This window comes from Saccharopolyspora sp. NPDC045839 (assembly GCF_056431645.1).
The window spans coordinates 102,986-118,930 of the sequence record NZ_JBWKKH010000029.1; the positions used below are offsets into that span (position 1 = coordinate 102,986).

16 protein-coding genes and 1 pseudogene are annotated in these 15,945 nt (G+C 69.1%); 13 read left to right on the top strand and 4 right to left on the bottom strand.

What is annotated here, in order from left to right:
- Positions 1-13 precede the first annotated feature (13 nt).
- Positions 14-1,360: an MFS transporter gene (locus AC07EQ_RS32145; RefSeq protein WP_478391588.1), complete on the top strand. Its 1,347-nt coding sequence runs from the start codon at positions 14-16 to the stop codon at positions 1,358-1,360.
- Between the two features lie 83 nt (positions 1,361-1,443).
- On the opposite strand, the gene AC07EQ_RS32150 is transcribed toward AC07EQ_RS32145, so the two are convergent.
- A complete protein-coding gene (locus AC07EQ_RS32150; protein ID WP_478391589.1) occupies positions 1,444-2,004 on the bottom strand; it encodes a TetR/AcrR family transcriptional regulator in 561 nt (186 codons plus the stop codon).
- Positions 2,005-2,027: 23 nt separating this feature from the next.
- On the opposite strand from AC07EQ_RS32150, the gene AC07EQ_RS32155 reads away from it, so the two are divergent.
- Complete coding sequence (locus AC07EQ_RS32155) at positions 2,028-2,174, top strand: hypothetical protein (RefSeq protein WP_478391590.1); 147 nt, start codon at positions 2,028-2,030, stop codon at positions 2,172-2,174.
- Positions 2,175-2,187: 13 nt separating this feature from the next.
- Here the strand turns inward: AC07EQ_RS32155 and AC07EQ_RS32160 are convergent, their stop codons facing one another.
- Entirely contained in the window at positions 2,188-3,234 is a 1,047-nt protein-coding gene (locus AC07EQ_RS32160; RefSeq protein WP_358575497.1) for an LLM class F420-dependent oxidoreductase, read from the bottom strand.
- 252 nt (positions 3,235-3,486) lie between these two features.
- On the opposite strand from AC07EQ_RS32160, the gene AC07EQ_RS32165 reads away from it, so the two are divergent.
- From AC07EQ_RS32165 to AC07EQ_RS32195, 7 genes are all read left to right on the top strand, one after another.
- A complete protein-coding gene (locus tag AC07EQ_RS32165; protein ID WP_478391591.1) occupies positions 3,487-4,452 on the top strand; it encodes a Ppx/GppA phosphatase family protein in 966 nt (321 codons plus the stop codon).
- A 93-nt stretch (positions 4,453-4,545) separates the two neighbouring features.
- Complete coding sequence (locus AC07EQ_RS32170) at positions 4,546-4,938, top strand: phage holin family protein (RefSeq protein WP_478391592.1); 393 nt, start codon at positions 4,546-4,548, stop codon at positions 4,936-4,938.
- A gap of 101 nt (positions 4,939-5,039) precedes the next feature.
- On the top strand, positions 5,040-5,780 hold the full coding sequence (locus AC07EQ_RS32175; protein WP_478391593.1) for an ESX secretion-associated protein EspG: 741 nt from the start codon (positions 5,040-5,042) through the stop codon (positions 5,778-5,780).
- Positions 5,781-5,837: 57 nt separating this feature from the next.
- Positions 5,838-6,575 carry a dipeptidase PepE gene (gene pepE / locus AC07EQ_RS32180; protein WP_478391594.1) on the top strand — a complete coding sequence of 246 codons (738 nt, stop codon included), beginning with the start codon at positions 5,838-5,840 and terminating at the stop codon, positions 6,573-6,575.
- Positions 6,576-6,702: 127 nt separating this feature from the next.
- Positions 6,703-8,853 (top strand): sensor histidine kinase, encoded by a 2,151-nt coding sequence (locus AC07EQ_RS32185; RefSeq protein WP_478391595.1) that lies wholly within the window; start codon positions 6,703-6,705, stop codon positions 8,851-8,853.
- A 30-nt stretch (positions 8,854-8,883) separates the two neighbouring features.
- Positions 8,884-9,309 carry a roadblock/LC7 domain-containing protein gene (locus AC07EQ_RS32190; RefSeq protein ID WP_478391596.1) on the top strand — a complete coding sequence of 142 codons (426 nt, stop codon included), beginning with the start codon at positions 8,884-8,886 and terminating at the stop codon, positions 9,307-9,309.
- 474 nt (positions 9,310-9,783) lie between these two features.
- On the top strand, positions 9,784-10,182 hold the full coding sequence (locus AC07EQ_RS32195; RefSeq protein WP_478391597.1) for a cold shock domain-containing protein: 399 nt from the start codon (positions 9,784-9,786) through the stop codon (positions 10,180-10,182).
- A 433-nt stretch (positions 10,183-10,615) separates the two neighbouring features.
- Here AC07EQ_RS32195 and AC07EQ_RS32200 read toward each other — a convergent pair whose 3' ends face one another.
- On the bottom strand, positions 10,616-11,209 hold the full coding sequence (locus tag AC07EQ_RS32200) for a UPF0158 family protein (protein WP_478391598.1): 594 nt from the start codon (positions 11,207-11,209) through the stop codon (positions 10,616-10,618).
- Between the two features lie 319 nt (positions 11,210-11,528).
- Between AC07EQ_RS32200 and AC07EQ_RS32205 the strand changes: the two are divergent.
- The 4 genes and pseudogenes from AC07EQ_RS32205 to AC07EQ_RS32220 all read left to right on the top strand — a co-directional run.
- Positions 11,529-11,645 (top strand): annotated as a pseudogene (locus AC07EQ_RS32205) (IS5/IS1182 family transposase); the annotation flags it as partial.
- A gap of 40 nt (positions 11,646-11,685) precedes the next feature.
- Complete coding sequence (locus AC07EQ_RS32210) at positions 11,686-12,690, top strand: thiamine pyrophosphate-dependent dehydrogenase E1 component subunit alpha (protein WP_478391599.1); 1,005 nt, start codon at positions 11,686-11,688, stop codon at positions 12,688-12,690.
- Positions 12,687-13,700, top strand: a complete 1,014-nt coding sequence (locus tag AC07EQ_RS32215; protein WP_478391600.1) for an alpha-ketoacid dehydrogenase subunit beta — start codon at positions 12,687-12,689, stop codon at positions 13,698-13,700. Before AC07EQ_RS32210 ends, AC07EQ_RS32215 begins: the two co-directional genes overlap by 4 nt.
- Complete coding sequence (locus AC07EQ_RS32220; protein ID WP_478391601.1) at positions 13,697-14,875, top strand: 2-oxo acid dehydrogenase subunit E2; 1,179 nt, start codon at positions 13,697-13,699, stop codon at positions 14,873-14,875. The genes AC07EQ_RS32215 and AC07EQ_RS32220 overlap by 4 nt, the downstream gene beginning before the upstream one ends.
- Before the next feature lie 439 nt (positions 14,876-15,314).
- On the opposite strand, the gene AC07EQ_RS32225 is transcribed toward AC07EQ_RS32220, so the two are convergent.
- Positions 15,315-15,945 (bottom strand): transposase (locus tag AC07EQ_RS32225; protein ID WP_478391602.1); only part of this gene is annotated, 631 nt, incomplete at its 5' end.

Genomic DNA, 15,945 nt, shown 5'->3' on the forward strand with positions numbered 1-15,945 from the left:
AGGGAGTCTGTCGATGACGGCGAGTGACCCGACGACGCACGCCAGCAGGACCCCCAAGAAGCTGATGATCGCGGCGCTGATCGCCAGCTCCATCGAGTGGTACGACTTCTTCATCTACGCAACGGCCGCGGCACTGGTCTTCGGCCACCTGTTCTTCCCCGGCGCCAGCCCGCTGATCGGCGTCCTGCTGTCCTTCGCGACGTTCTGGGCGGGCTTCATCGCCCGGCCCGTCGGCGGCCTGATCTTCGGGCACCTCGGCGACAAGATCGGCCGCAAGCCGGCCGTGGTGACCTGCCTGATCATGATGGGGACGGCGACGTTCCTGATCGGCGTGCTGCCCGGCGCGGACTCCATCGGCGTGTTCGCGCCGATCCTGCTGGTGACGCTGCGGTTCCTGCAGGGCATCGCGGTCGGCGGGCAGTGGGGCGGCATCGTCCTGCTGCTCACGGAGAACGCCGGCCGCGGCCGGCGCGGGATGGCGGGCACCTTCGGGCAGATGGGCGTGCCGTTCGGCGTGATCCTCGGCAACATCACGTTCCTCGCCGTCGGCGCGGCGCTGAGCCCCGAGGCGTTCCAGGCGTGGGGCTGGCGGATCCCGTTCCTGGCCAGCGCGGTGCTGGCGCCGGTCGTGCTGTACATCCAGATGAAGATCGAGGACACCCCGGTGTTCCAGGAGCTGAAGGAGCGCAAGGAGAAGGCGGACGCGGAGGTCGTCAAGGCGCCGCTGATGGAGGTGCTGCGCACCAGCAAGCGGACCGTGCTGCTGGGCGCGGGCCTGCTGTTCGCCACCAACTCGATCTTCTACATCAGCATCTCGGGCCTGCTCGACTACGGCACCCGCGAGCTGGGCATGCCGCGCCAGTCGCTGCTGGCGGTGACGCTGGTGTCGTCGGCGGTCGGCATCGTCGTGATCTTCGCCAGCGGCGCGCTGTCGGACCGCTGGGGCAGGCGCCCGCTGATCGTGGCCGGTGCGGTCCTGCTGGCGGTGTGGGCGTTCCCGTTCTTCTGGCTGGTCGACACCGCGTCGATCGCCGGGGTGGCGATCGCGGCGACGGTGGGCAGCATCGGGTCGAGCCTGACCTACGGGCCGCTGGCGGCGTACCTGAGCGAGCTGTTCGCCCCGCGCGTCCGCTACTCGGGCGCCTCGCTGGCCTACCAGCTGGCGGCGATCCTGGTCAGCGGCGGCACGCCGTTCATCATGACCGCCCTGCTGGCGGCCACCGGCAGCTCGGCGTCGGTGTCGGTGTACCTGCTGCTGATGGGCCTGTGCACGCTCGGTTCGGTGCTGCTGCTGCGCGAGACCCACAAGGCCGGTTCGGCGGAGCCCCAGCACGCCCGCGAAGCGGCGGCGGAAGCCTAGGTATCGCCTGGTCAGGCCCCGTGAGCACGTTGGGTTGCCATGGCAGCCCAACGTGCTCACGGGCATTCACCTGCGGAAACGCCCTAGTCAGGGTCGACGTCGAGGAGCCCGGCGATCTCGCGGAACGCCTCGGCGGGATCCCGGTCGCGCGCCGCCGCCGGGAGGTTGCCGGTCAGGCGGAGCGTCGCGAAGCCGTGCGCGATGGACCACGCGGCGAGCGCGGCCCGGTCGGCTTCGGCGTCGCCGAGCGTCGCGGGCAGGCCCGCCCGCAGGGCGCCCCAAGCCCGGGCCTTCGCGGCGAGCAGGTCGGGATCGTCGAGGTGGCACCGGTCCGGTTGGTGCATCACCTCGAAGTGGCACGGGTGCGCCACCGCGAAGCCGACGTAGCGGGCGCCGAGCTCGATCAGCGTCAGGTCGGCGGCCAGGGCTTCCGCGAGCAGCCGGTAGCCCTCCGCGGCCAGCGCGGTGAACAGCCCGGCCTTGTCCTTGAAGTGGTGCCGCGGCGCGGCGTGCGAAACGCCGGCGCGCCGGGCCAGGTCCCGGAGGCTCAGCTGCGCCGGGCCGTTCTCGGCGATCATCTCGACCGCCGCGTCCAGCAGGGTCTGGCGGAGATCTCCGTGGTGGTAGGGCCGCTCCGTGCTCATGCGCCCATCTTGCCATTGACAAGATGACGCCGATCTTCCCGCAGTTCCAACCGATCTTCCCGCAGTTTCAATTGAAACTGCGGTCCTCCGGCGTGTCAGGTCCCGACACGCCGGAGGCTGTGGACAACTTCCGCAATTTCAATGGAAATCAGAGGTCCGATTTCCATTGAAATTGCGGGACCCTCACACGTCGGTGGCGAGCTGCTTGACCTGCTCGATGAGCTTGGCCCGGCCGGCCGCATCGCCCGCCAGCGGCGTCACGTTGAGGGTCGTGACGCCCGATTCCTTCAGCGCCGCCAGCCGCTCCTTGACGTGGCTCGCGGTGCCGACCAGCGAGGTCTTCTCCAGCAGCTCGCGGGGCACCGCCGCGGCGGCCTCCTCCTTCTTGCCGCTGAGGTAGAGGTCCTGGATCAGCTCCGCCTCGGCCTCGAAGCCGTAGCGGCGGGCCAGGTTGTTGTAGAAGTTCTTGCCCTTCGCGCCCATCCCGCCGACGTAGAGCGCCACGTGCGGCCGAGCGAAGTCCAGCAGGTCGTCGAGCCCCTCGCCGATGGCCAGCGGCGCCTGGGCGACCACGTCGAGCGGGGGCAGCGACGCGTCGCGCTTCGCCTTGCCCGCCGCCAGCGGCTCGCCCCACACCTCGGCCGCCCGCTCCGGCAGGTAGAAGATCGGCTCCCAGGCCTCGGCGATCTCGGCGACCAGCTCGACGTTCTTCGGCCCGATCGCGGCGATCATGATCGGGATCCGGTCGCGCACCGGGTGGTTGATGATCTTCAGCGGCTTGCCCAGCCCGGTGCCCTGGTCGGCGGGCAGCGGGATGCTGTAGTGCTTGCCCTCGTGCTGGACCTTCTCGCGGCGCCAGACCTGGCGGCAGATGTCGACGATCTCGCGGGTCCGGCCCAGCGGCGCGTGGTAGGGCACCCCGTGGAAGCCCTCGATGACCTGCGGCCCGGACGCGCCGATGCCCAGGGTGAACCGGCCGTCGGAGACGAAGTCCAGGCCCGCCGCGGTCATCGCGGTCAGCGTCGGCGTGCGGGTGTAGATCTGCAGGATGCCGGAGGCGATCTCCAGGCGTTCGGTGCGGGCGGCGATGAAGCCCATCTGGCTGACCGCGTCGAACGAGTACGCCTCGGGGACGTACACGATGTCCAGTCCGGCCTTCTCGTAGGTGGCCAGGTCGTCGACGGTTTCCTTGAACCCTCCGCTGTAGTTCAGCGGCATCCCGATGCGCATCGGCCGAACCTTTCCGGTCTGTGGCGAGCGGCGATGCCGGGGCGTCGGCCACGCCGCCGAGTTAGTCCAGAGGCTACCGCCGGGTAAGTCGCGCCGGGAGATGGCGCCTGGCCCCGAGAATGTGACACAACTCTCAAGAAAACCTTGGCGTGGCGGGATTTTCGACCGAAATGACCCGGACAATGGGAGCATGCCGCCAATTACCTCCACCACGCCGCGCCGCGAGCCGCGTGGTGCGCGGACGGTCGCGGCATGAAATTGGCTCTGCTGGACATCGGGTCCACTGCTGCGCGCCTGGAAATCGTCGACCTCGACCGGTCCCGGATGCCGCGCGCCGACTGGAGCGCGAAGGCCCGGACCAGGCTCGCCGAGCACACCGGGGCGGACGGCCTGGTCACCGAGCTGGGCGTCGAGCACGCGGAGCGGGCGGTGCGGCACTGCGTGAACGCGGCCATCGACGAGAAACCCGACGCGCTGATCGCGTACGGGACCTCGGCGGTGCGGGACGCGGCCAACGGCGCGGAGCTGCGGCAGCGGCTGAGCGAGGCGGCAGGGGTGCGCATCGGCGTGCTCAGCCCGCGCGACGAGGCCGCCGTCACCTATCACGCCGCCCGCCGTTGGCACGGTCGCTGCGGCACCGTCCTGACCATGGTGGACATCGGCGGCGGCACCATCGACGTGGCCACCGGCACCGGCGGCGAACCCACCGACGTGGTCTCGCTGCCGTTCGGCGCGGCCCGGCTGACCAGGCAGTACCTGCCGGACGATCCGCCGGAGCCGCAGCAGGTCGACGAGCTGGTCGCGGCGGTCCGCGGCACCATCCCGGGCTCGCTGCGCACCTTCGCCGACCGCGACCTCGGGCATCCGGTGGCGCTGTCCAAAGTGCTGCGGCAGCTGGCCGTGCTCACCGAGAGCTCGCCGGGCAGGATGGCCCGCCACCCAGACCGGCTGCTCCGCGCCAAGCTGCGCCCCTGGATCCCGCGGCTCGCGGAGCTGGACCAGAAGCAGCGGGCGGCGCTGCCCGGCGTGTCGCGCAGCCGCGCCCGCCGCATCCTGGCCGGTGCCATCGTCGCCGAGCTGATCCTGCGCACCATCGGCGTGGACGAGCTGGAGATCTGCCCCTGGGGCCTGCGCGAAGGCCTGGTCTTCCGGTTCGCCGAGGCGCACGACGACACCGACGGCGACGCGCTCCGGTTGATGGCGACCCTCTTCAGCTGAACCGGAGATCACAACGCCGCGCGAGCGCGCGATCCCCGGACACCGGTAGCGTCGATGATGTTCGTTGCGGAAGCCGGCAGGGAGGGGCGCGTCGTGGCAACGCTGCTGTACATCCTGATCACCATGGTCGCGGTGTGGATCACCACCGCGCTGCCCGGCATCACGCTGGAGGGCGAGGACACCACCGCGAAGATCCTCACGCTGCTGGCGGTGTCGGTGATCTTCGGCATCGTCAACGTGGTGCTCAAGCCGGTCGCGAAGACACTGGGCTGCCTGCTCTACCTGCTGACGCTCGGGCTGTTCGGCCTGGTGGTCAACGCGCTGCTGTTCTGGCTGACCAGCTACCTGGCCGGCGAGCTGCAGTTGCCGTTCCACGTCGACGGCTTCTGGTCGGCGTTCTGGGGCGCGCTGATCGTCACGATCGTCAGCAGCGCCCTGGCCGGCATCGTGCGCCGCACCGCCCGGCCCCAGGTCGAAGAGCGCTGACGACACCCGGCGATCCCGGCCAAAACAAAACGCCGCGAAGCGGGCAGCGCCCCGGATATCCTGCCGCCCACAGGGGATCTTGATGGACCACGGAGCCGGCGATGCGATGCAGCCTGCGGGAGTTCGGCGGCCTGCTGCGCGATCACGCGGTCGGGCCGGAGATCGAGGCGTTCCTGATCGCGCGGCCGCAGACCGCCCACGAGTCGCCGGACGGCCCCTGGGCCGAGCTGACCGCGAACCTGGCGCGCGCATCGGTGTTCGGATTCGCGCAGGTCAACGTCCCAGGTGAGGCCGAGCTGCGCGCCGTCGTGGCGGTCGGCAACGGACACGCGGCGCGGGTGCTGGTGCAGGACGGGTCGGTGACCGCGAAGAAGGTCCGCCCCGATGCGCCGTGGCCGGCGCTGGTGGGCTGCCTGCCGGACCGCGAACCGGCCGAGGGCTGCGAGGTCACCGTGCCGACCCGCGTGCTGGCCGAGGCGCGCGCCGACGCCGAGCAGCGCGGAGATCGCCAGGTGGACTGGCTGGCCTACGAGCTCAAGCGCCGCCGCGTGCCGCCGGAAGACGCGCAGGCCATCGGCGACCTGCTGCGGCGCGCGGACAGGATGACCGCCCACCTGACGGTCGGCTTGCGCGTCGCCTCCGGCGCGGTGCGCAGCGGGCCGTTCGGGGTCGAGGTGCAGCACGCGCCGTCCGGCCGCGCCGCCGTGATCCCGGAGTCACCGGACGACACGTTCACCGTGGTCGCCCCGGCGGGCGCCTACCTGCTGGGCAAGACCCTCCAGGAGTACGTCGAGGACCTGTGGGAAGGCACCAGCGAGCGCACCCAGCCCCTGCCCCGCTGAGCCTGTCCACTGTGGAGGGCGGCGGCCGGGGATAGCCTGGCCCTGGAAGACCGTCCGATGGGAAAGAAGGCCGACGTGGAGTTGCTGCTGCTGTCCAGTTCGATGAAGCACGGCACGGGTTTCCTCGAACACGCCATGCCGGCCGTGACCGAGCTGCTGGCCGGTCGCGGGCGGCTGCTGTTCGTCCCGTTCGCCAAGCGCGACCACGACGGCTACGCGGCGACCGTGCAGGCCGCGGTCGCGCCGCTGGGCGTCACCGTCGACGGCATCCACCGGGCCGACGACCCGGTGGCGGCGGTGCGCGAGGCCGAGGGCGTGTTCATCGGCGGCGGGAACACCTTCCGCCTGCTGTCCACGCTGCACCGGCTCGGCCTGGTCACCGCGCTGCGCGAGGCCGTGCGCGGCGGCACGCCGTACATGGGCGCGAGCGCGGGCACCAACATGGCCTGCCCCAGCCTGCGGACCAGCAACGACATGCCGATCGTCGAGCCGCCGTCGTTCGAGGCGATCGGGCTGGTGCCGTTCCAGATCAACCCGCACTACCTGGACCCCGACCCGGGCAGCACGCACATGGGCGAGACCCGCGAGCAGCGGATCGCGGAGTTCCTGGAGGACAACGACGTGCCCGTGCTGGGTCTCCGGGAAGGCTCCTGGCTGCGGGTCCGCGGCGAGCACGCCGAGCTCGGCGGCGGCACCGGCGCGCGGCTGTTCACCCGTGGCGCGGAGCCCCGCGAGCTCGGGCCCGGCGACGACGCCACGTTCCTGCTCCGCTCCGAGCCGCACTACGACGCCTGACCGCGGCAACGGTGATGAAACGTTTCCGTGTTTTCATGATCACCCTGTGCTAGTGTTCAGCCGCGCGACCGCCCGCGCTGGTGCGGAAGCGGGCTGGTCGCAGGGCGGTTCGACATAGCGGAGCACTGTGACGCGGACGAGCAGTTCGGGTAGTGACTACAGGACGATCCGGGCCCGCCTGACGCGCATCGGCGTGGTGCCGAGCGTGATCCTGCTGGCCCTCTGGCTCGGGTTCTCGTCGCTGACCGTCTACGACGGCTACAGCGCGAGGGTGATCGCGGTCGGGGTGAAGAACGCCTCGATCCCGGCGGTGAACAGCCTGGCGGCCCTGCAGAAGGAGCGCCAGCTGGCGATGGAGCGGCTCAGCCGCCCGGACATCGACCCGGCCGCGCTGATCGCGCAACGCGCGAGGACCGACACGGCCGTCGGCGAGATGCGCGCCAACCTCGGGCAGCTCGCCGAGGAGGCGCCGTCGCGGATCGCGATCCGGGCGCGCGACCTCGACGCGCTGCTGGTCCGGCTGCCGCACCAGCGCGCCCGAGCGGATGCCGGGAACTCGTCGCGGGCGGAGACCTTCCGCTTCTACAACCGGCTGCTCGACGCCGGCGTCAACCTGTTCGACACCCAGTCGCGGGTGACGCCGGACCTGGCCGTCAGCCAGGCCGCCCTGGTGGCGACCGACGTGTTCCGCGCCGCCGACCAGATGTCCCAGGCCGCATCGCTGGGCGGTGCCGCGCTGGTCGGCGGCGAGTTCAACACCGAGGACCACCTGTCCTTCGCCGCCCTGGTCGGCGCCTACCGCTCCAGGCTGGAAACCGCGGTGCCCGCCGCCGCACCGAGCACGATCGAGCTGTACCGGCGACTCATCGCCAGCCCCGACTGGCAGCGCCTGGTCGGCTTCGAGAACGCGCTCGTCGAGCACCCGCCGCAGCGCAGCGGGACGTTCGCCGTCGACGAGGAGGAGTGGCGGCAGTCCACCAACGCGGTCGCCGAGGACCTGGTCGAGATCGCCATCGAGCAGGCCAAGACCACCTCCGACCTCGGCCTGCAGAACGGGACCGACCGGTTCGTCCAGGTGATCGTGGGCAGCCTCGCGGCGCTGCTGGCCGTGCTGGTCGGCATCGTGCTCGCCGCGCGCAACGCCCGGAGGCTGGTCGACCGGACGCTGGTGACCAGGCTGGCGAAGCTGCGCGACGACACGCTGCGGCTGGCCAGCGGGCGGTTGCCCGACATCATGTCCAGGCTCAAGAGCGGCGAGCAGATCGACGTCGAGACCGAGCTCTCCCCGCTGGAGCACGGCAACGACGAGATCGGGCAGGTGGCGGAGGCCTTCAACACCGCGCACCACACCGCGGTCGCCGCGGCGGTGCGGGAGAACCAGGCGAAGGCCGGCATCAACAAGGTCTTCCTGGGCATCGCCCACCGGAACCAGGGGCTGGTGCACCGCCAGTTCAAGGTGCTCGACGAGTTGGCGAGAGGGGAGGAGCACCCGCAGCGGCAGGACGCGCTGCTGCGGCTCGACCACCTCGCCACCCGGGCCCGCCGCAACGCGGAGAACCTGATCATCCTGGCCGGCGAGCAGCCGGGGCGGCAGTGGCGAAAGCCGGTGCGGCTGGCGGACGTGGTGGGTGCGGCGGTCGCCGAAACCGAGCTCTACGACCGGATCCGGATTCACCCGATGCCCGACGTGTCGCTGGTGGGTGCGCCGGTGGGCGACGTGATCCACCTGCTGGCGGAGCTGATGGACAACGCCACGTCGTTCTCCTCGCCGCGCTCGGAAGTCCAGGTGTACGGCAGCAACGAGCGGCGCGGCGTGCTGGTGCGGATCGAGGACGAAGGGCTGGGAATGCGCCCGGCGGACCGCGACGACGCCAACGTGCGGCTGTCGACGCCACCGCGGTTCGAGGACATCACGTTGCGCGGCGATCCCCGGCTCGGGCTGTTCGTGGTGGCGCAGCTCGCCGCGCGCCGCGGCATCAAGGTCGTCCTGCAAGAGGCCGCCGAGAACGGCACGGTGGCGACGGTTCTCCTGCCGACCGAAATCCTGGCGACCGAGCCGATGTTCGACACCAGGACGGATTTCACCCGCCCGGCGGAATGGGAGGAAGCCGAACCGAGATTGCCGACCCCGCCGCGAATTCGCCCGGATGCCCGCAATTCGGAGTCGGGTGACGGCGATTCCGGGCGTGCCGGGCACTCGTCGGAGCGAAGCCGTGGCAACATGGCCGCTTTCCAACGCGGAACGCGCGCAGCGCGGCGGGCGGAGGAACCGGAATGACCAGTCCGGCGACGAAGGGGAAATGCGCGGATGACCGACAGGATCGGCCCCGATGGTGAGCTGAACTGGCTGCTGGACGACCTGGTGGCCCGGGTGGTGGGAGCCCGCGAGGGAGTGGTGCTCTCGGCGGATGGCCTGCTGATGGCCCGTTCGGCGGGTCTGTCCACAGCGGACGCGGAGCACTTGGCGGCGATGGCGGCGGCCTTCCAAAGCCTGGCGAAGGAAACGGGAAGGCATTTCGGCGGCGGCGGAGTCCGGCAAACGCTGGTGGAGCTGGACCACGCGTTCGTCTTCATAACGGCAGCGGGCGCCGGAGCATGCCTGGCGATACTGGGAGAAGAAGGAGCGGACGTGGGAACGATCGCCTACGAGATGAACCTCCTGGTGATCAGGGTGGGCAATTACCTGAGCTCGGCCCCAAGAGCAGAAGTCCCAACCCAACAACAAAGGCCCTGAAAACCCCACAAACCCCAAGAACCCCACAAACCCACCACCAGAACTGAGGCTGGGCTGACCAGCCCGTACGTTATCGACTTCTTGGACTTGTCCGCGCATTGGCCGCAGGAGCCCAACCGTCGGGTCGGTTGGGGAGCAGGACGATGATTCTTCTGTCGAGCCGCATGTCCCGGAGCGGGTGCCTCGTGCCGGGAGGGAGAAGAGGGCCTGGTCGGCTCGCTGAGTTGCGCATGAGTGGGCCTGCCTGGGCCGGGGCATTGTCGATGTTGGTGGACTGGCGGGTCGGCCCAGGCATATGAGCGATCTTGGTGTTCGGGTCGTGTGGCTGACGAGTATCCGGGAGTTCTCAGGCACTGATCGCGCGGTAACCACCTGCGCCGTACCAGCCGCCTCATACAATTGCAGGATCATCATCGAATGATCACGGCGTCCGGCAAATGTCGAAGCGTCCTGAGCAGACCGTGGAGGCAGCCTGTGGCCGAGGGCGTGGTGAAGTCGTTCTACGACGAGCAGGGCTACGGCTATCTCGTGGTGCTGGCCTACGCCGACGGGGACCCCCGAGTCGGCAAGAAGGACGTCCTCGTGCGCCGCCCGGACATCCAATCGAATAACTGGAAGACTCTCAACGATGGTCAGCACGTCTCATTCGCGATCGAGCTGACCCGGGAGGGGCCGCGTGCCCGCTACGTCACCCAGCTCGGCGACTCGGTGCCGGAGTACTTGATGAGCAGCCTGCCCCGGCCAAAACCGGAGCGCGCGACGGCGCCGCAGCCGGGCCCCCGTGTCAGGCCGGTCGTGATCATGGTTTCAATCCTGATCATCCTGATCATCCTGATCATCCTGATCATCCTGATCATATGGTTCATAGCCTGATGATTTTGCGACGTCACGGGGTGGCTGGACGGCAACCCAGTACCAGCGAGTAGCCGATGGACAGCCGCACGAAGTAGTCCGTGGCGTGCGAGCAGGACCTGCCGTTGTCGCCGGTCCGGAGCAGCCGGACAGTGCCGAACGTGCCTACTTGACGGCAGCACGCTGACCGAGCTCCTCGACAAGGCGGCGCGCCGACGGGTCGAGTGGCAACGCCGCGAAGACGCCCAGCGCGCTGCGGAGCAAGCACGACGGGAAAAGGCACGAGCCCTCGCGCTCCAACAACGGTTGGACAAGCTGGCCCGCGATGAAGACGACGCCTGGTCCCGTGTCGACGCGATGATCGCCACCCGCAAGCCCGCCGAGTACGACGCCGCAGTCACACTGCTCACCGACCTACGCGCCCTGGCCGAACGCGACGGCCGAACTCACGAGTTCACCCAGCGCAGCACAGCCCTGCGGCAGCAACACGCACGCAAACCCAGCCTCCTCGCCCGCCTGGACCAGGCGCACCTCTGAACAGACCACAAAGGATGGTGCTCAGCCGCCGCTGATGTCTAGCCCGCGCGGGCGGACCTCCGACGCTCGCCCGCACCCTTTCGCCCACGAAACGCTCGCCCGTTTCGTCATCGACCAGCGAGTTGTCGACCAGCCATTCAACCGCCCGGCGCTGTGCGCGACCGTCACGGAAGGCGTGCCAAGCCGGTAGCAGGTGCGGATGCTCTTCATGCAGTTCGTTCTTGAAGCGGCGGAAGGCGCCTTTGCCGTGGATGGCTCGCGCGAGTCTGCGGCCGGCTGCCTCGTCGCTGATTCTCTCCGCGAAGTCGGCCATGTCCTGGTACCAGACGTATGACGGCAGCGGGTCGATGCAGACCAGGTCGAGATCGTCAAGGTCAACGGGCGTGTGTCCATCGATGCCACAGTCCGCCGTCCATAGCACGATCTCGCCGGTCTGCGGGTTGATCAGCCATCGGTGTTCGAAGTCGGTCTGGTCCGGGACTTCCCGGTTCGCCGGTTGCTCCGGTGACAACGATCATTATGCGTTCCTTCGGTCGCCGCTGGTGAAACCGTCCTTTATTTGCCGCCCAAATGAGCCATACCAATGATCAGCCTGTGAACTCCGGACACCTTGAGGGTGCCCTTTTGGCTCAAAAATCCTGCACAAATTGCCCTCGGTCAAGCGGCGTTGCACTCGCGGTGTGCTTACGTTCGATCAGCACGACTCGAACTTGAGAGTGGCTAGCGTCGGGTATGCCGATGCGAACAATTCCTTGGAGTGCGGTTTGTTGGATGACATCAGACTCCACGCAGAGCAGCCTTCTGTTGCGCCCACCTCCAAGGGCGTAGACGTCGAGCGCACCATCGCCTGGTACCGCGGCATGCGACGCCTCCGCATCCGCTGGGAACGCCGCGACGACATCCACGAGGCGTTCCTCGGCCTGGCCACCTGCATCGTCTGCTACTGACACATCAAAACCCTTTGTTAGGAACTCTAAGGAGACGACTGTGGCCAGCGCAGCACCCCATCTCATCGGCGGCAGCACCACTGCGACGGAGACCATGGCACCCGCGCCCCGGACAGGCGCGGAGCCCCCGCCCCGGACAGGAGCGGAGCCCCTGTCGCGGCTACCGGCCGAGGACCTCGACACCCTGCTGATGATCCGTCACTTCGAACTGGCCCTGCTGGAACTGTTCTCGCAGGGTCTGCTGCACGGCACCACGCACACCTGCCTCGGGCAGGAGTACATTCCCGTCGCGCTCTACGCACTGCTGGACGAGGGCGACTACGTCTTCAGCAACCACCGCGGGCACGGCCACTACCTGGCCCGCTTCCGGGACCCGCACGGCCTGCTGGCGGAGATCATGGGGCGCGAGGGCGCCGTGTGCCACGGGGTGGGCGGCAGCCAGCACATCTACCGCGACCGCTACCTGTCCACCGGCGTACAGGGCGAGAGCCTGCCGGTGGCCGCGGGTGTCGCCCTGCACCTGCGACGGGCCGAGCCCGGACGGATCGCGGTGGTGCACATCGGCGACGGCACGTGGGGCGAAGGCGCGGTGTACGAGGCGCTCAACATGGCCCAGTTGTGGCGGCTGCCCCTGCTGGTCGTGGTCGAGAACAACAAGATCGCCCAGTCCACTCCGACCGAGCGGCAGATGGCCGGCACCATCCAGGCGCGCGCGGCGGCCTTCGGCATCCGGTACCACCACGTCACCTCTCATGATGTCGCCCAGGTGCGCCGGGAGTTGTCCGGCGTGATCGACGACATCCGCACCCAACACCAGCCCTTGGTGGTGGAGTTCACCACGAACCGCGTGGGCCCACACAGCAAGGGAGACGACTCCCGCCCCGCCGAAGTGATACGGCACGCGGCCGCGCACGACTGGTACCACCGGTACGAGGAGCAGCACCCGGAGCATTTCGCCGTGGCGGACCGGAGCCAGCGACTGGCGATCGCCGAGGTCGTGCGCGAGGTCCAGGCCCGCCCCGCGTCCCGCTGGGAGCACTCATGACCAGGCCGGAGCGGGTGATCGGCAACCTCAACCAGGCCCTGCACACGCTCCTCGACAACGATCCCCGCGCCTACGTCATCGGCGAGGACATCGCCGACCCGTACGGCGGCGCCTTCAAGGCCACCCGGGGCCTGTCGGACCGCCACCCGGAACGGGTGATCTCCTCGCCGATCAGCGAGGGCGGCATCGTGGGCGTCGCCGCCGGGCTCGCCCTGACCGGCAACCACCCGGTCGTGGAAATGATGTTCTCCGACTTCGCCGCCCTCGCCTTCGACCAACTCCTGAACTTCGCCAGCAAGTCCGTGTCGATGTACGGCCGCACCGTTCCGATGAGCATGGTGGTCCGCTGCCCCACCGGCGGCAACCGGGGCTACGGGCCGACCCACAGTCAGAGCCTGCAGAAGCACTTCATCGGCATCCCCGCGCTCAGCCTGCACGAGATGTCGCCGTTCCACGACAACGCGGACGTCCTCACCGCCATGCTCTCCCGCGAGCAGCCGTGCGTGCTGTTCGAGGACAAGACGCTCTACACCCGCACGATGCACCAGGGCGGGGTCGTCGACGACCTCTTCCGGTACGAGCTGCTCGACGACCCGAGCCGGACCGCGCGCGTGTTCCCCGTGGACTGCGCTGAGCCGGACTGGATCATCCTGGCCCCCGGGGGCCTGACCGAGCGAGCCGTCGCCGCCATGCGCACCCTGCTGCTGGAGGAGGAAGTCACCTGCGAACTCCTGGTGCCCTCCCGGCTCTACCCGTTCACCGTCGAACCGCTGCTAGCGACGGTGTCCCGCGCCCGCCGCATCTGTGTCGCAGAGGACAGCGCGGCAGGCGGCACCTGGGGCGAAATGCTCGCCCAGCAGCTGCATGAGCACCTGTGGCGACGGCTGGCCCGCCCCGTACTGCTGCTCAGTGCCCAACCGAGCGTCATCCCCACCGCCGCCCACCTGGAGCACACCGTCCTGCTCCAGGCGACCGCACTCCGCCGCGCTCTCACGGAGGCTTCCCAGTGATCAGCGTCAAGCTGCCCACCCTCAACACCAACGACGCCAGCTACGTCTTGGTCGAATGGCTCGCCGAGCACGGCGCACGCATCAAGAAAGGGCAGCCGCTGGTGGTGATCGAGACCTCCAAGACCCAGGAAGAGATCGACAGCACCGCCGACGGCATCCTGCACACCCTCCTCGCAGGCGGCGCTGACTGCCGCCCCGGTCAGACCGTCGCCCACCTCTTCGCCTCGGCGGACGAACGCGATGCCTACCTCTCCGCACCGGCTGTCGACCCCACCGCACGGCCGGAGCCGGCAACCGATGCCGGCCTGACGCTCACCAAGGCTGCGCGCGCCCTCGCGGACCAGCACGGCCTGACCGACAACGAACTGCGCGGACTGGGCCGCACCGTGATCCGCGCAGCCGACATCGAAGCGCTGCTGCCACGCCCCGCGCAAGCCGGTGCCCCCACCGACCGGCAACTGTCGGCGCAGCAGCGGGCGGTGGGCGCCGTGGTCACCGAGTCGATGCGCACCATCCCGGCGGCCGCCGCCTACGCCAAGGTCGACGTCGGCCAGGCTCAGGACCTCGCCCGGCAACTGCGCCAGCGCACCGGCAGCTTCGTCTCCCTGCTCGGCCTACTCATCAAGTCGGTGGCAGACCAACTCCCGGCGCACCCAAGCCTGTTCACTCGGCTCCTCGACGACGGCACCATCCAGCCCGCCCCCTGCGCACACGTCGCGGTGGCCGTGGACGCCGGAAAGGGCCTGTACACCCCGGTCGTACACAACACCGCTGCGCTGAGCGTCGCCCAGATCGCCGACGTGATAACAGGATTCCGCGACAAAGCCGTCCGCGGCACTTTCCGAGCCGACGAGCTCACCGGCGCCAACATCTTGATCGCTTCGCACACCGCCGACGGTGTGGTCTTCGCCACCCCCATCGTCTTCCCCGGCCAGACCTGCGCGCTCTCCCTGGGCGGCATCGACGAACAGCTCGTCCTGGACCAGCGGGGCAGGCCGGAAGCCCGCCGGTTCACGTACCTCGGTCTGGTCTACGACCATCGCGTGGTCAACGGCCGCGACGCGATGGCCTTCCTTGGCGACCTCAAACAAGCACTGGAGACACCAGCCGCCCTCGCGGCCGGTATCGAAGGCGACGAGGACGCGCCAAAGAAGGCGTGCGAGCCCCCGACCTGACAGGGGGCCTCCACGCGCGGCGCGGCAGCCGGAGCACGGCGTCCGCAGCCCATTCCTCGGCATACGACTGCGGGTGCCGGGGAAGTGATCGCTGCCTATGCACCCACCTGGTCCCCGGCGGCGGGCCGAGCGTGCGCCCGTAGTCGCGTGGAGCAGGTGGCGCCGGTCCCCTATGAGGTGCGGTCCAGCGGTCGGGCCGGCAGGTTTGTATCCAGTGCTCCATGAAGGAGTTCATCCACGGCATTCGGATGCCGCTGGTGACGACAGCGATCCCGTCGAAGGACTGAGTGTGCGGCTGGTCCGGTCAGTCAGCCTTCGGCGGCGCTCCGCAATGCCGAGAAGTTAGGGCTCGGGCGGTATTTGTCAAGTCAACTTGAGACGGTTTGTGTTTAGCCGGCTGGTTGTTGCTCTTCGGTGGGTTGGTTGATCCAGGCCTGTTTCAAGGCAGGGTGGGTGGTTTTGGTCGGCGGGTGAAGCGTTCAGGGTGTGCGACGTATGCCTGGTTGAGGGTGGCCTGGCGTTGGGAGCGGATCTGCTCGGCGGTTCCGAAGTGGACGGAGGCGGGGGTGTGCAGTCCGATGCCGGAGTGGCGGTGTTCGTGGTTGTAGGCCAGGAAGAAACCGTCGCAGAACGCGCGGGCGTCTTCCAGGGAACCGAACCTCTCGGGGAAGCCGGGGACGTATTTCATGGTCTTGAACTGGGCTTCGGAATAGGGGTTGTCGTTGGAGGTGCGGGGTCGGGAATGTGACCGCAGGACACCGAGATCGACCAGCAGCTCGGAGACGGGTTTGGACACCATCGCCCCGCCGCGGTCGGCATGGATCGTGTGCGGCTCGACGTCGTTGCGGGCGATGGCCTCGCCGAGGAAATCCTTGGCTACGACGGCGTCTTCGGCCGCGGCGACCAACCAGCCGGTCACGTAGCGGGAGAAGATGTCCATCACGACGTAGCACTTGTACCAGACGCCTTGAGCGGTCCTAATCAGTTCTGGGAGTGAGCCGTCGGGCACACTCCTGGTGGTAGCCGGCCGGCAGGTGAGCACTCTGTTGTCCTGGACGTTCGAGTCCTGA

Coding starts and splice junctions, on each gene's coding strand:
- AC07EQ_RS32145 (WP_478391588.1), top strand. CDS start 14: ATGACGGCGAGTGACCCGACGACGCACGCCAGCAGGACCCCCAAGAAG.
- AC07EQ_RS32150 (WP_478391589.1), bottom strand. CDS start 2,004: ATGAGCACGGAGCGGCCCTACCACCACGGAGATCTCCGCCAGACCCTG.
- AC07EQ_RS32155 (WP_478391590.1), top strand. CDS start 2,028: ATGACGCCGATCTTCCCGCAGTTCCAACCGATCTTCCCGCAGTTTCAA.
- AC07EQ_RS32160 (WP_358575497.1), bottom strand. CDS start 3,234: ATGCGCATCGGGATGCCGCTGAACTACAGCGGAGGGTTCAAGGAAACC.
- AC07EQ_RS32165 (WP_478391591.1), top strand. CDS start 3,487: ATGAAATTGGCTCTGCTGGACATCGGGTCCACTGCTGCGCGCCTGGAA.
- AC07EQ_RS32175 (WP_478391593.1), top strand. CDS start 5,040: ATGCGATGCAGCCTGCGGGAGTTCGGCGGCCTGCTGCGCGATCACGCG.
- pepE (WP_478391594.1), top strand. CDS start 5,838: ATGGGAAAGAAGGCCGACGTGGAGTTGCTGCTGCTGTCCAGTTCGATG.
- AC07EQ_RS32190 (WP_478391596.1), top strand. CDS start 8,884: ATGACCGACAGGATCGGCCCCGATGGTGAGCTGAACTGGCTGCTGGAC.
- AC07EQ_RS32215 (WP_478391600.1), top strand. CDS start 12,687: ATGACCAGGCCGGAGCGGGTGATCGGCAACCTCAACCAGGCCCTGCAC.